The 13,865-nt window shown below is 36.6% G+C and carries 17 protein-coding genes and 1 pseudogene; 12 read left to right on the forward strand and 6 right to left on the reverse strand.

Annotated elements, in window-relative coordinates:
• Positions 1 to 19: 19 nt before the first annotated feature.
• Together cmoB and putP are read right to left on the reverse strand one after the other, a co-directional pair.
• Complete coding sequence (cmoB, locus tag DQN24_RS06155; RefSeq protein WP_111695545.1) at positions 20 to 985, reverse strand: tRNA 5-methoxyuridine(34)/uridine 5-oxyacetic acid(34) synthase CmoB; 966 nt, start codon at positions 983 to 985, stop codon at positions 20 to 22.
• A complete protein-coding gene (gene putP, locus DQN24_RS06160) occupies positions 982 to 2,496 on the reverse strand; it encodes a sodium/proline symporter PutP (protein WP_111695546.1) in 1,515 nt (504 codons plus the stop codon). Before putP ends, cmoB begins: the two co-directional genes overlap by 4 nt.
• Before the next feature lie 114 nt (positions 2,497 to 2,610).
• Between putP and rng the strand changes: the two genes are divergently transcribed.
• The 6 genes and pseudogenes from rng (at position 2,611) to DQN24_RS06180 (ending at position 6,126) form a co-directional block, all read left to right on the forward strand.
• Entirely contained in the window at positions 2,611 to 4,086 is a 1,476-nt protein-coding gene (rng, locus tag DQN24_RS06165; protein WP_021035268.1) for a ribonuclease G, read from the forward strand.
• A gap of 303 nt (positions 4,087 to 4,389) precedes the next feature.
• Positions 4,390 to 5,046, forward strand: coding sequence for a trimeric autotransporter adhesin (locus DQN24_RS06170; RefSeq protein WP_021035266.1), 657 nt, complete (start codon positions 4,390 to 4,392; stop codon positions 5,044 to 5,046).
• 2 nt (positions 5,047 to 5,048) lie between these two features.
• Positions 5,049 to 5,138: pseudogene (locus tag DQN24_RS09130) on the forward strand (hypothetical protein); the annotation flags it as partial.
• 36 nt (positions 5,139 to 5,174) lie between these two features.
• Positions 5,175 to 5,345, forward strand: a complete 171-nt coding sequence (locus DQN24_RS09135) for a hypothetical protein (RefSeq protein ID WP_227894306.1) — start codon at positions 5,175 to 5,177, stop codon at positions 5,343 to 5,345.
• A gap of 44 nt (positions 5,346 to 5,389) precedes the next feature.
• Entirely contained in the window at positions 5,390 to 5,935 is a 546-nt protein-coding gene (locus DQN24_RS06175) for a sigma-70 family RNA polymerase sigma factor (RefSeq protein ID WP_021035264.1), read from the forward strand.
• A gap of 8 nt (positions 5,936 to 5,943) precedes the next feature.
• Positions 5,944 to 6,126 carry a zf-HC2 domain-containing protein gene (locus DQN24_RS06180; RefSeq protein WP_050829135.1) on the forward strand — a complete coding sequence of 61 codons (183 nt, stop codon included), beginning with the start codon at positions 5,944 to 5,946 and terminating at the stop codon, positions 6,124 to 6,126.
• An 88-nt stretch (positions 6,127 to 6,214) separates the two neighbouring features.
• On the opposite strand, the gene DQN24_RS06185 is transcribed toward DQN24_RS06180, so the two are convergent.
• Positions 6,215 to 6,598: a helix-turn-helix domain-containing protein gene (locus tag DQN24_RS06185; protein WP_021035262.1), complete on the reverse strand. Its 384-nt coding sequence runs from the start codon at positions 6,596 to 6,598 to the stop codon at positions 6,215 to 6,217.
• Positions 6,599 to 6,753: 155 nt separating this feature from the next.
• On the opposite strand from DQN24_RS06185, the gene DQN24_RS06190 reads away from it, so the two are divergent.
• The 6 genes from DQN24_RS06190 to DQN24_RS06215 all read left to right on the forward strand — a co-directional run bounded on the left by DQN24_RS06190 (position 6,754) and on the right by DQN24_RS06215 (position 11,327).
• A complete protein-coding gene (locus tag DQN24_RS06190; RefSeq protein ID WP_111695547.1) occupies positions 6,754 to 7,299 on the forward strand; it encodes an opacity family porin in 546 nt (181 codons plus the stop codon).
• Positions 7,253 to 7,759: a DUF2846 domain-containing protein gene (locus DQN24_RS06195; protein ID WP_172453979.1), complete on the forward strand. Its 507-nt coding sequence runs from the start codon at positions 7,253 to 7,255 to the stop codon at positions 7,757 to 7,759. Before DQN24_RS06190 ends, DQN24_RS06195 begins: the two co-directional genes overlap by 47 nt.
• A 194-nt stretch (positions 7,760 to 7,953) precedes the next feature.
• Positions 7,954 to 9,015: a bifunctional peptide-methionine (S)-S-oxide reductase MsrA/peptide-methionine (R)-S-oxide reductase MsrB gene (gene msrAB, locus DQN24_RS06200; protein WP_005631817.1), complete on the forward strand. Its 1,062-nt coding sequence runs from the start codon at positions 7,954 to 7,956 to the stop codon at positions 9,013 to 9,015.
• An 11-nt stretch (positions 9,016 to 9,026) separates the two neighbouring features.
• On the forward strand, positions 9,027 to 9,668 hold the full coding sequence (locus tag DQN24_RS06205; RefSeq protein ID WP_005656594.1) for a cytochrome c biogenesis protein CcdA: 642 nt from the start codon (positions 9,027 to 9,029) through the stop codon (positions 9,666 to 9,668).
• Positions 9,669 to 9,710: 42 nt separating this feature from the next.
• Positions 9,711 to 10,181 (forward strand): redoxin domain-containing protein, encoded by a 471-nt coding sequence (locus tag DQN24_RS06210; protein WP_005631815.1) that lies wholly within the window; start codon positions 9,711 to 9,713, stop codon positions 10,179 to 10,181.
• 228 nt (positions 10,182 to 10,409) lie between these two features.
• Positions 10,410 to 11,327 carry a lysine exporter LysO family protein gene (locus DQN24_RS06215; protein ID WP_111695548.1) on the forward strand — a complete coding sequence of 306 codons (918 nt, stop codon included), beginning with the start codon at positions 10,410 to 10,412 and terminating at the stop codon, positions 11,325 to 11,327.
• 67 nt (positions 11,328 to 11,394) lie between these two features.
• On the opposite strand, the gene DQN24_RS06220 is transcribed toward DQN24_RS06215, so the two are convergent.
• The 3 genes from DQN24_RS06220 to moeA form a co-directional block, all read right to left on the reverse strand.
• Positions 11,395 to 11,718 (reverse strand): HI1450 family dsDNA-mimic protein, encoded by a 324-nt coding sequence (locus DQN24_RS06220; RefSeq protein WP_005641855.1) that lies wholly within the window; start codon positions 11,716 to 11,718, stop codon positions 11,395 to 11,397.
• 67 nt (positions 11,719 to 11,785) lie between these two features.
• Entirely contained in the window at positions 11,786 to 12,517 is a 732-nt protein-coding gene (gene moeB / locus DQN24_RS06225) for a molybdopterin-synthase adenylyltransferase MoeB (RefSeq protein ID WP_105891328.1), read from the reverse strand.
• 3 nt (positions 12,518 to 12,520) lie between these two features.
• Positions 12,521 to 13,735 carry a molybdopterin molybdotransferase MoeA gene (gene moeA / locus DQN24_RS06230; RefSeq protein WP_105891329.1) on the reverse strand — a complete coding sequence of 405 codons (1,215 nt, stop codon included), beginning with the start codon at positions 13,733 to 13,735 and terminating at the stop codon, positions 12,521 to 12,523.
• Positions 13,736 to 13,865 lie beyond the last annotated feature (130 nt).

A 13,865-nucleotide genomic window follows, 5' to 3' on the forward strand; every position in this document is an offset into this window, starting at 1 on the left:
AGGGAATAATTTCCCTTTTTTATTTATTCGCTAAAATTACCGCTCTTTTCGGTGCTTGATAACCTTCAATGGTTTTACTGTGATCATTTGGATCTAAAAAATCAATCAGGCTTTCATTTTCTAACCAATCAGTTTTACGCTGTTCTTCTAATGTAGTTGTCGCTACATCCACACAACGTACGTTGATAAAGCCAACTTTTTCTAGCCAGTTAATTAGTGCGGCGACAGAGGGGATAAAATAAACATTTTTCATTTTCGCATAGCGATCTGCTGGTATGAGCACAGTATTTACATCGCCATCCACCACTAATGTTTCTAATACCAATTCACCACCTTTTACCAATTGATTTTTCAATTGGCTTAAATGATCTAATGGGGATTTACGATGATAGAGTACGCCCATTGAAAATACAGTGTCAAATGCCGCTAATGGTTGCATTTGCTCAATACCAAGTGGGATAAGATTTGCTCGACGATCATTATTAAGCAGTTTGCGTACAGCTTCAAATTGGCAAAGGAAAAGCTCGGTAGGATCAATCCCGACCACCATTTTTGCGCCTTCGCCTACCATTCTCCACATATGATAACCGCTGCCACAGCCCACATCTAAAATAGTGCGACCTTGCAGTGGAGCTAAATGAGGAAGAACACGATCCCATTTAAAATCTGAACGCCATTCACAATCTACATGAATGCCGAAAAGATGATAAGGTCCTTTTCGCCACGGCATTAATTGTTTTAAATGATGGATAATTCGTTGTTTTTCACCTTCTGAAAGGGGAAAAGTGCGGTCAGATTTCACCGCACTTTTTAGATCGATTTCATCAGCATGTAAATCAGGTAGAAAATCAACAATTTTGCTCCATTTCGCATAATCAGCGTGAGTTTGAGTTTCCCATTCTTTTAATTGGTGCGGTAAGGTTTCTAACCAGTCCGATAAATTTGTAGTCGCAATTTGTTGATAAAAAGGGCGAAAGTCGATCATTTTGCTTCCTTATAAGCCTTTTCTGCTTTATCAAAGGTATTAAGAATATCTTGTTCAGGTTTACTGGAAAGCAATGAAATAACAATAATTGCAAGGCTGGCGAAGGCAAACCCCGGGATCATTTCATATACTTTAAACCAATCCGTATCAGCTGGAACAACTTCTTTCCAAGCAAATACGGTCACTGCGCCTACAAGCATACCTGCCATTGCACCCGATGATGTCATTCGTTTCCAGAAAAGAGAGAAAAGTACAACAGGGCCAAATGCACTACCAAAACCAGCCCAAGCGAATTCTACAAGTTTTAATACTTTGCTGTTTTCATCTTGTGCGATCCAGATAGCAAATGCAGCAATCACTAAGACCATTATTCTGCCAAGCCATACGAGCTCTTTTTCTGAAGCCTTAGGGCGAATGAAACCTTTGTAGAAATCTTCTGTGATTGAGCTAGACGAAATTAATAATTGCGCACTTAATGTACTCATTACAGCGGCTAAAATAGCTGAAAGTAATATGCCTGCGATCCAAGGATTAAATAAAAGTTTAGCTAATTCAATAAAAACCTGTTCTGGTTCGCGATTAACTGTGCCTGCAATAGCTGGATTTGCAAAGAAATACGGAATAGCGAATAAGCCAATGCCAATTGCGCCTCCTAAGCAAAGCACCATCCAAGCCATACTAAGACGACGAGCTTTGATAAGTGATTTGACAGAATCTGCAGCCATAAAGCGCGCTAAAATATGCGGTTGCCCGAAATAGCCCAAGCCCCAAGCGGCAAGGCTTAATAAACCAAGTGGTGTGGTAGAAGTAAATAAATCCGTGAAATCTTTATTTACTGCAGCCTCAGCTTGTTCTAATACGGCGGAAAATTGAGCGGTATCAGTGAAACTTAATAACACAAAAACAGGGGTTAAAATTAATGCAAAAATCATTAATGTCGCTTGAATGGTATCTGTCCAGCTTACCGCAAGGAAACCTCCGATGAACGTGTAAGCAATGGTTGCCGCTGCGCCGTACCAAAGTGCGGTGGAATATTCCACAGAAAATATATTTTGGAATAATTTTGCACCTGCCACGACACCTGAAGCACAATAAATAGTAAAAAACACTAAAATAATCGTAGCAGAAACAAGTTTTAATAATTTGTGTGATGAACCAAAACGATTATGAAAATATTCTGGGAGAGTGAGGGCATTATTATTTAATTCTGTATAAACACGCAAACGACCAGCCACTAAAAGCCAGTTAAAATAAGCCCCGATAGTTAAACCAATAGCAATCCAGCCTTCAACTAAGCCTGATAAATATACTGCACCAGGTAAGCCCATTAAAAGCCAACCAGACATATCTGACGCACCTGCTGACATTGCGGTGACAAAGCTGCCTAAACGACGTCCACCGAGAATGTAATCTGATAAATTATTCGTGTAATAATAGGCGAGTACGCCAATCAGTAACATTCCGAAAATATAAATAGTAAAAGTAATAAGAGTTGGGTCTAATCCAAACATTTTATAAGTCCAAAATGGGTTAAAATTTCAGAAAGGGTGCATTTTACCTTATTTCGGGCTATTATTCTATTTAGACTAAATATTTGATGAAATTTAAGAAATTAGGAATATAAAATGGATGCTGTCGAGTTATTGATGAACGTAACGCCTAACGAAACACGCATTGCGCTAGTAGAAACAGGAATGTTGCGCGAAGTGCATATTGAACGCCAAGCCAAACGAGGAATTGTCGGAAATATTTATAAAGGTCGTGTCACTCGAGTGCTACCAGGAATGCAATCTGCTTTTGTTGATATTGGTTTGGAAAAAGCCGCTTTTTTACACGCCGCTGACATTGTATCTCACACGGAATGTGTAGATGAAAATGAACAAAAGCAATTTAAAGTTAAGAGCATTTCAGAATTAGTACGTGAAGGGCAGGATATTGTTGTACAAGTGGTTAAAGATCCCCTTGGTACAAAAGGCGCGCGTTTAACCACAGACATCACATTGCCATCACGTTATCTTGTTTTTATGCCAGAAAATAGCCACGTAGGTGTTTCACAACGTATTGAAAGCGAAGAAGAACGCGCCCGTTTAAAAGCATTAGTTGAACCATTTTGTGATGAACTTGGCGGTTTCATTATTCGTACCGCCACAGAAGGAGCAAGCGAAGAAGAATTGCGTCAAGATGCTGAATTTTTAAAACGCTTATGGCGTAAAGTCTTAGAGCGTAAATCTAAATATCCAACCAAATCAAAAATTTACGGAGAGCCTGCACTTCCACAACGTATTTTGCGCGATTTTATCGGCACAAACTTAGAAAAAATTCGTATCGACTCTAAACTTTGCTTTGGCGAAGTGAAAGAGTTTACCGATGAATTTATGCCTGAACTAAGCGATAAACTTGTGCTTTATTCTGGCAACCAACCTATCTTTGATGTGTATGGAGTTGAAAATGCGATCCAAACAGCGCTAGATAAACGTGTTAATCTCAAATCGGGTGGCTATTTAATTATCGAGCAAACGGAAGCCATGACCACCATTGATATTAATACAGGTGCATTTGTAGGGCATCGTAATCTAGAAGAAACCATCTTCAATACCAATATTGAAGCAACTAAAGCCATCGCGCAGCAACTCCAACTACGTAATCTTGGCGGCATTATCATTATTGATTTTATTGATATGCAAACAGATGAACACCGCAATCGAGTACTAGAATCTTTATGTGATGTGCTTTCTAAAGATCGTGTGAAAACCAATGTGAATGGGTTTACGCAATTAGGTCTTGTAGAAATGACCCGTAAAAGAACCCGCGAAAGTCTTGAACACGTGCTATGTGATGAATGTCCAACGTGCCATGGCCGCGGTCGAGTGAAAACTGTTGAGACTGTTTGCTACGAAATTATGCGTGAAATTATTCGGGTTTATCATTTATTCAGCAGCGAACAATTTGTTGTTTATGCCTCGCCAGCGGTTTCCGAATATCTTATTAATGAAGAATCTCACGGTTTGCTACCAGAAGTGGAAATGTTTATTGGCAAACGCGTTCAAGTGAAAACTGAGAAATTTTATAATCAAGAACAGTTTGATGTGGTTGTTATGTAAATGCTGCTTCAACAAAGTGCGGTAAAAATTTTTAAGATTTTCACCGCACTTTTTATGTATAAAAACAATATTTCCTTTATATCTTAATCTATATGACGTAAAATTGAGTATCTTTTATTTAATATAGTGAGGATCTAAATATGTTTTTATATAATTCTGTAAACAAACAATACTAGTCTTTTCTTCCCATCTTGTACAATAACTACAGCTCTCTCCATTATTGGTGGAATATTCACTAATCCAGCTTTAGCAGATACTTCTCCCCCTGCCACTTCAAATACTAACTTCTCAGAAAATTTTGGAATGAAAGATATTAGTACATCTGATAGTACGAGCAATAACAATATCATTATCGGTAATTTAAAAACTAATAAAATTAATGATGTTAAAGGTACTGATACTTCTAATCCTAAATTATCTCACGCAACTAATAATTTAATCGTTGGCGATAACAACACTTTAACGGGTAATAGTACGGTAGTTGTAGGGCTTAGTAATAATGCAACAGGCATTTCTTATGGTGGGGGTAATGGTAATTTACAGGTTTATGGTTTGAGTAATACAGTAAAAGGTGCTTCAAGCCAGGTGTTTGGGCAAGGAAATGAAGTGTATGGTGTCTATCACACTGTGTCTGGTTATGGTAATAACGTAGGCAAATCTAGTGATGGTATAAGTGATAATCGCTACAATGTAGTATCTAGTTATAAAAATAAGGTGGAAGGTAGTCATAATGTTGTGTTGGGCGAAATGAATGAAGCGAAGAAAGCTGATAATACTGCGGTAGCTCATACAGTGGCGTTAGGATATAGCGTGAAAACACTTGGAAATGATGCGGTGGCAATTGGCAAGAAAACCGAAGCAAATATTGGTTCTACGGCAATTGGTGGAAACGCAAATGCTACAGGTAATTATTCGGTTGCGTTAGGGAAAGAAGGTGAGGCATCGAAAGCTATACAGTAGCAATTGGTAAGGGGACAAAAGCCTTAAAATCATCAGCCGTAGCTCTTGGAGATGGTGCAAAAGCTGAACACAGTCACAGCGTTGCATTAGGTTCTGACACACAAACAACAAGATCGAATGAAGTTTCTGTGGGTAAGGTTGGCACTGAAAGATACATTGCCAATGTAAAAACAGCCGAAAAAGACACTGACGCAGTAAATAAAAAACAAATGGATGATGGCGATAAACAGATTCAATGTAAAATTTTTCATTTTAAATTTCCTTTTTTGAGTGTAAAAATAGCTACCTTAGTTTATTAAAGGAAGTGGGTTTCATTTCTTACATAAGTTTTAAAGGAGTTAAAATGAATGTTATTTCTGATCTTGAGCTTCAGCAAATTCGCACTCAAATGCTGACATTTGCACAATTGCAAGTAAATCAAGCCGATCTTGCTGAAGATTTAGTACAAGAAGCTTTTTTAAGTGCATTCAAAAATCTTGATAATTTTAAGCATCAATCTGCATTTAAAACTTGGATTTTTGCGATTCTTAAAAATAAGATTATTGATTATTTACGTCAGAAAGGGCGGTTTGTTTTAGAAAGTGAACTTGAAGATGAAAATACCAATAATTCATTTTTTGATGAAAAGGGGTATTGGAAACCAGAACATTACCCGAGTGAATTACAAGGCGAAGAAGAAACGGTTTATTCCGATGAATTTTGGCTGATTTTTGAAACTTGTTTGACTTGTTTACCCGCCAAACAGGCAAAAATTTTTATGATGCGAGAGTTTTTAGATCTTTCATCTGAAGAAATTTGTCAAGAAACGCATTTAACTTCGTCTAATTTACATACCACCCTTTATCGGGCTCGTTTACAGTTGCAAAACTGTCTTTCAAAAAAACTTTAGGAGAGATTATGCGTTGTCGCCAAGCCACTCGAATGATTTCCGAATCGCACGAACGTTCATTAGATATACAAGAAAAAGTTGGGTTAAAAGTTCATTTAGTTACCTGCTCACGTTGTCGTCGTTTTCAAAGAAATTGCAAAACCTTAAGCGAGATGATGAAGCAATTTAGGGATGCCGAAAACCATCTATAGAATTAACTGATAGGTAGCAAAAAAATAAGCGGTTGAATTTGCAAAATATTTTACAGCTTCAACCGCTTATTGTTAAAAATACTTTATTTCACTTTTCTAATAATGAAATCATTTTTCTAAGCATTTCTAATTCTTTTTCTTTCTGCTCTAATAATTCATCTTTATGAATAAGTTGTAATTTTAATTTTTCAATTTCAAACATTATAGAGTGATCACCACTATAATAATTTGCAGAAGTATTATTTCCATTTTTATTCATAAAGAAGATAACACCTTTATCATTATCAACAAGATCAGATAAACTCACATTAAATATCTGAGCAATTTGCACCAATTTATCGTATTGTAGGCGAGTTTCACCTCGTTCAATCTTGGCATAACCACTTGGCGACATATTCATTTTCTCAGCCATATCTTCTTGCGATAATTGACGAAGCTCTCTCATCATACGAATTTTATCATGCATTCCCATCTAAATTTACCCCTTTCCAAATTGAGCAATTTTTGCCGAAATTAGGTGCTATTTTGTCCTTTTTGTTGTTGTTTTTAATGGTTAAACTTCCATAAAATTTACCCGCATTTACTTATGCAATTGATGTATTTTCACACATTTAGAGGTCTTAATCTATGAAAAAATTACTTATTGTAACTATGTTATCTACTTTAGCACTATCAGCTCAAGCTCAATGGTATGTTCAAGGCGATTTAGGTGCTTCAAAAATTGATATTACTCATGTAAATAGTTCAGACAGTTCATCTTTTACCCAACGAATTAGTGTTGGCTATGCTTTTGATAAGAACTTTCGTTTAGCCGTAGATTATACAAACTACGGAAAAGTAACTGCAAATTATGCTGATGTTGTAGATGTATCTCTTAAAGGTAAATCATTAGGCCTCACTGGTTTTTATGATTTTGACTTAGCCGATTTCAAACCTTATGTTGGTGTCCGTGTATCTGCCAATGAACCAGATGTAACTGTAACTGAAAATGCAAATGCAAGATATTATCGCATAGATTTTGTAAGCGAAACGAGCATAGGCATTGGTGCATTAGCTGGTGTTCAATATAAATTAACTGATAACGTTGCACTTAATACTAATATTGAATATAACCGTTTAGCCTCAGATGCTTCTGATGTGGGCGTTAAGGCTGGTTTACGTTTTAGTTTCTAATGGGTATTTTGTGAAACAGTTATTTGCAAGAGCATCAATTATAGGGGTAGCGTTATTACTTTCAGCTTGTGCAACCGTTCCTATGGCTTCTGTTGAAGAAAGTAATACCGCCAAACAATTCAGATCTCCCGAAAAAGGAAATTCAGGATTATATATCTACCGTGATTCTTTTATAGGAAAAGCTTTAAAGAAAGATCTCTATATTGATGAAAAATTTATAGGTGAGTCTGCTCCTGATGTATTTTTTTATAAAACCGTTAAAGCTGGAGAGCATAAAATTTCAACTGAATCCGAATTTAGCAATAATGATTTAAACATTAAAACTGAAAGTGGTAAAAACTATTTTATTCGTCAATATATTAAATTTGGTGTATTTGCAGGCGGTGCAAATTTAGAACAAGTTTCTGAAGAAGAAGGTAAGAAGGCTATTTCTAAACTAAATATGGCTGTAAGTCATTAAAATTCTGCTCTAACAACATCATTTTATTTAAACAAGACTAAGTCTATATTTAATTTAGACTTAGTCTTTTTTATCTAAAATTCCCCTCTTATTCCTACTACAATTCAAATTTAAGATAAAAAAATCTGTAAGAAATCCAATTCTTCGCCGTCTAACCTTATGTAACGTTAATTTTTACTTCATAAGGAAAAGCAATGAAACTATCAAAAACATTTCTATTTATTACCGCACTTTGCTGTGCAGCACCAACTTTAGCAATACAAAATTCAACATCATCATCTGGAGAACAAAAAATGGCAATGGAAAATACGCAAAACATCCGAGAAATTTATCTTGCTGGTGGTTGTTTCTGGGGTATGGAAGCATATATGGAGCGTATTCACGGTGTGAAAGATGCGATTTCTGGCTATGCCAATGGTAATACGGGGAAAACCAGTTATCATATGATTGGGCTAACCGATCACGCAGAAACGGTAAAAGTCACTTACGATGCAAACCAAATTTCGTTAGATAAATTGCTTAAATATTATTTTAAAGTGATTGATCCAACGAGTGTAAACAAACAAGGTAACGACCGTGGTAGACAATATCGCACAGGGATTTATTATCAAGATGGGGCAGATAAAGCAGTGATCGAACAAGCTCTCGCCCAGCTTCAAACCAAATATAAAAAACCAGTACAAATTGAGGTGCAGCCGATTAAAAATTACATCGTAGCAGAAGAATATCATCAGGATTATTTGAAGAAAAATCCAAATGGTTATTGCCATATTGATATTACCAAAGCAGATGAACCTGTGATTGACGAAAAAGATTATCCGAAACCGAGTGATGCAGAACTCAAAGCGAAATTGACACCGTTGCAATATTCCGTTACTCAAAATAAACATACTGAACGCTCTTTTAGTAACGAATATTGGGATAACTTCCAACCCGGTATTTATGTTGATGTCACTACAGGCGAGCCTGTTTTCTCTTCAAATGATAAATTTGAATCAGGTTGTGGCTGGCCAAGTTTTACGAAACCGATCATTAAAGATGTGGTGCATTATGAAACCGACAATAGCTTCAATATGCAACGTACCGAAGTGTTAAGTCGTGCGGGCAATGCCCATTTAGGACACGTTTTTGACGACGGCCCGAAAGATAAAGGTGGTTTACGTTATTGCATTAACAGTGCATCAATTAAATTTATTCCGTTAGCTGAAATGGAAAAGGCAGGATACGGATATTTGATTCAATCCATTAAAAAATAAGGAGATGTAGGATGTTAGATCAGCAACTCCTTATTGGAACTGTATTTTTAGCTGGGCTTGCTTCTTTTCTTTCGCCTTGTATTTTCCCGATTATTCCAATTTATTTTGGTATTTTGAGTAAAGGCGGTAAAAAAGTCTTAAATACTTTTTTATTTATTTTAGGGCTTTCCCTTACATTTGTCAGTTTAGGCTTTAGTTTTGGTTTTTTAGGGAATATTTTATTTAGTAACACTACCCGCATTATCGCTGGCGTTATCGTGATTATTTTGGGTATTCATCAACTTGGCATTTTCAAAATTGGTTTGTTGGAACGCACGAAATTGGTGGAAATAAAAACATCAGGAAAATCAACCGCACTTGAGGCATTTGTTCTTGGTTTAACGTTTAGTCTTGGTTGGACACCTTGTATTGGCCCGATTCTGGCTTCCGTGTTAGCTTTATCAGGCGATGAAGGCTCTGCACTTTACGGTGCATCAATGATGTTTGTTTATGTCTTAGGGCTTGCGACCCCGTTTGTACTGTTTTCGTTCTTATCTGACAGCTTGCTCAAACGTGCCAAAGGGTTAAATAAACACTTAGACAAATTTAAAATCGGTGGCGGAATTTTAATTATCGTGATGGGTATTTTATTAATTACGAATAATTTTTCGTAAAACATAACCTCAACAAAAGAAATTTATAAAAGGAAAAAAGCAATGAAAAAACTACTATCAATATTTCTAATGGCATTCAGCCTAAACGCTTTTGCACAAACTAATTTGGCAGATGTGCAACTCAAAGATTTAAACAATCAGCCAGTTACTTTAAGCCAATATAAAGGCAAACCTGTGTATGTAAAAATGTGGGCATCTTGGTGTCCGATTTGCTTGGCTGGATTAGCTGAAATTGATGATTTAAGTGCGGAAAAAGATCGCAATTTTGAAGTGATTACCATTGTTTCGCCCGATCACAAAGGCGAAAAAGACACCGCTGATTTTATTGAATGGTACAAAGGATTGGAATATAAAAATATCACGGTGCTTTTAGATGAAAAAGGCGAAATCATTGACAAAGCAAGAGTGCGTGGCTATCCGTTCAATCTCTTTTTAGATAGCGATTTAAACCTGAAAAAAACCGTACCAGGGCATTTAGGTGCAGAGCAAATAAAAGTTTTTGCAGGGAAATAATGATGAAAAGCGGCTTATTTTTAAGCCGCTTTTTTATATCCTCGTTTTTACATAATAAAGAGATAAAATATCCTACATAGAAAGTTTGTTCATTGAGCGTTTGGTAGATTGATAAAAAATATATATTATAAGCGGTATGATTTTATTGCTTGTATAAGTAATTTTTATTTTTACTGTAATATTTATTCAAATTACCTTTGAAAATTAAATAAAGTGCAGTGATCTACAATGGAAGAAATTATTAACGGATTGCTTATCGTGCTTGTGCCGATGATTTTGGGGTATTTAGCCAAAATACAGAATCAAAATGCGTTGGCATTCATTAATAAAATTGTGATGTTATTGCTTTACATCATTTTATTTATGATGGGGTTTATGCTTGGGCAGCTAGAGCATTTAGAACAAAAATTGCCAATTATTGGTATGACGGCTTTGGGGCTATCCGCTATCATTCTGACTTGTAATATCCTAGGCTTGGCTATTTATGACCGCACTTTGCCTAAGCCAGTTAATTACTTACAGGGAGAATTGCCATCTCGTTGGCATTCGTTAGTGGACTCAATTAAATTATTAAGTGCGGTGATTATCGGCATCGTTTTAGGTTGGTTGTGCAATGATTGGTTGCATTTCCCACATGGTTCCAATCTTTACGTGCTTATTGCGTTGATCTTTTTTGTTGGAATTCAGCTTCGTAATAACGGCATTTCCTTGAAAGAAGTCTTATTAAATAAGCAAGGTTTGATGATGGGGGCAATTTTTACCCTAAGTTCTTTAATTGGTGGCGTTATTTCGTCATTTTTTCTAAGTATGCCGATTACTCAAGGTTTAGCCTTTTCATCGGGATTTGGTTGGTATTCTTTATCAAGCGTTGTGTTGACAAATGCTTGGGGGCCGATGCAAGGTAGTATTGCTTTTTTCAATGATTTGTCGCGTGAAATATTGAGTTTATTTTTGATTCCATTGTTTATGCAACATTATCGCTCTACAGCTATTGGGATTACAGGCGCAACGGCATTAGATTGTACATTACCGATTATTCAAAAATCAGGTGGAATTGAAGTAACGCCTATTGCCATTTCTTTTGGTATGGTGACAAATTTATTACCGCCGTTGTTGTTAGTTTTTTTCTCGAGTTTTCCAATTTAATAGGGCGTGAATTTTAAGATAAAAGAAAAAGGGAAATCAGCTGATTTCCCTTATTTTTACTTTATTGTTATTTTTTCCAAATAACGTGAAATTCTCGATCTTCTTCTCGGTGAGAAATTAAGAATTTAGCAAAGACATCATCCATTTCATCTTGCTCATTGACTAAGCCCACCCACACTTCAGCGTATTCTTCAGGGTCAATCAGTACACCAATTTCTTCTTCCCAATTATCGGCGGTTTCAACGAATTCCACACCACCGCGTTCTTCAAATTGTAGGTTGAATAAAAGAATATCAGCAGGATCTAAATTTTCCCCAGCCATTTCTAAGAAAATATCGTAAGCAATATCAATGGCTGTATCTGGATCAAGTTTTTTAATTTCTGTTGTCATAGTGTTTTGTCGTAAAAGTTATGGTTAATAAAAAGTGCGGTTAAATTTCTTTCTCTTTTTAAATGTTTTATTCCATATTTATTGGAAGCTTAATTTCTCGAATATTCATCGAAAAACCATCAATCATCAATAAGCGTCCACACAAATTCTTACCGATTTTTAACCGCACTTTAATTGCTTCTAAGGCTTGAATGCTTCCCACAATGCCGACGATTGGTGCAAGCACGCCAGCTTCAACACAGCTTAATACATTTTGCCCAAATAATTTGCTGAGATCACGATAAGTGGGTGTATTCGGTTCATAAGTGAAAACGGAAACCTGACCTTCCATTCGAATCGCCGCGCCAGAAATAAGAGGAATTTTTGCATTATTACATTGGCGATCCAATTGATTACGGATTTCCACATTGTCTGTACAATCTAAAACAATATCAAAGTGCGGAATGATCTCTGCGAGTTTTTCTTCGTCTAACTTAGCATTAATCGTCTCAATGTTTATATGTGGATTGATTTGTTCCAGTGCAATTTTAGCTGACTCTACTTTGGGCATATTCAAGCGTGCATCGCAGTGCAAGACTTGGCGTTGAAGATTCGAAAGAGAAACAGTATCGAAATCCAACAGTGTTAAATTTCCAACGCCTGCCGCTGCGAGATATTGGCTGGCTGCACAGCCTAAACCACCAAGCCCAATGATCAGCATTTTGCTTGCTTTGAGTTTTTCTTGCCCATCAAAATCTATGCTTTTAAGAATAATTTGACGGTTATAACGCAATTCTTCTTCGTGACTAAGCTCGATCATTTGTTATCCTAATAAATGATTGAAAGGCTCAATTGTCACTGTTTCACCTGCAGTGACATTGCCTCGTTCTTGTTCTAAAACGATAAAACAATTGCTTTTTACAAAAGCACTAAAGAGATGAGAGCCTTGAAATCCTACTGATTGTACTTCAATTTGACCTTGCTCATTGATGTGATAAAAACCCCGTTGGAAATCTAAACGTCCTACTGCTTTTTTCAAATTCATTGTAGCAATGGCTGAAAAGTGCGGTGGTTTTTTCCATTGTTTTTGGCCTTGAAGTTTAGCAATGAGTGGCTGAACAAGTTGATAAAATGTCACTAATGCGGAAACAGGATTGCCTGGTAAGCCACAGAACCAAGCGTTTTCTAATTTACCAAAAGCGAATGGTTTGCCCGGTTTGATTGCAATTTTCCAGAAATTTACTTGACCTACTTTTTCCAATACCGCTTTAGTGAAATCCGCTTCACCAACGGAAACACCACCACTGGTAATCACTAAATCGGCTTGGCTTTGTGCGGCAATAAATGCTTTTTCAAATTCAGCTTGGTTATCAGGTAATAGCCCTAAATCAATGACTTCACAGTTTAGTTTTTCAAGTAATAATTTTACAGTGAAACGGTTGGTATCATAGATTTGTCCGCTTTGTAATGGCTTGCCGACTTCCACAAGTTCATCGCCAGTTGAGAGTACGCCGACTTTTAATTGGCGATAGCATTTTACTTCTGCAATGCCTAAAGAGGCTAATAATGGCAAGGAAACAGGGGTGAGAGGTGCGCCTTGTGCTAATACCACATCGCCTTTTTCTACATCTTCTCCAATACGGCGGATGTTTTGGTTTGGTTTAGGCAATTCACTAAAAGTGACGGTACCGTCTTCATTGAGTGTTACTTGCTCTTGCATTATCACGGCATCTGCGCCTTCAGGAATCATCGCGCCAGTCATAATTCTGACCGCACTTAGTGATTGCCATTCCCCTTGGAATGGATTACCTGCAAAAGATTTTCCTGCCACTGAAAGGGTTAAGGATTGTTGTAAATCCGATAAACGTACAGCATAACCATCCATTGCTGAATTATCGAAAGAGGGAACATTGATAGGCGAAATAATATCTTCTGCACAAATTCGATTGGCGGCTTCTTGTAAATTTAGGCTTTCAGTTTGAGCTGGGAAGGGAATCTGTTCGAGCATTTTCGAGCGAGCTTGATCCAATGTAAGCATAGAAAATCCTTATTTAATAAAATAAGTCGGTATTTTATCTCTAAAGACTTATTCATTCAAATTTGCAATTTTTCTCATTTTACCATCCTATTATCCTTTGTTAGAATAGCCGATTATTTTTTTAGGAAAA

Source organism: Haemophilus influenzae (genome assembly GCF_900475755.1).
Taxonomy (GTDB): domain Bacteria; phylum Pseudomonadota; class Gammaproteobacteria; order Enterobacterales; family Pasteurellaceae; genus Haemophilus; species Haemophilus influenzae_D.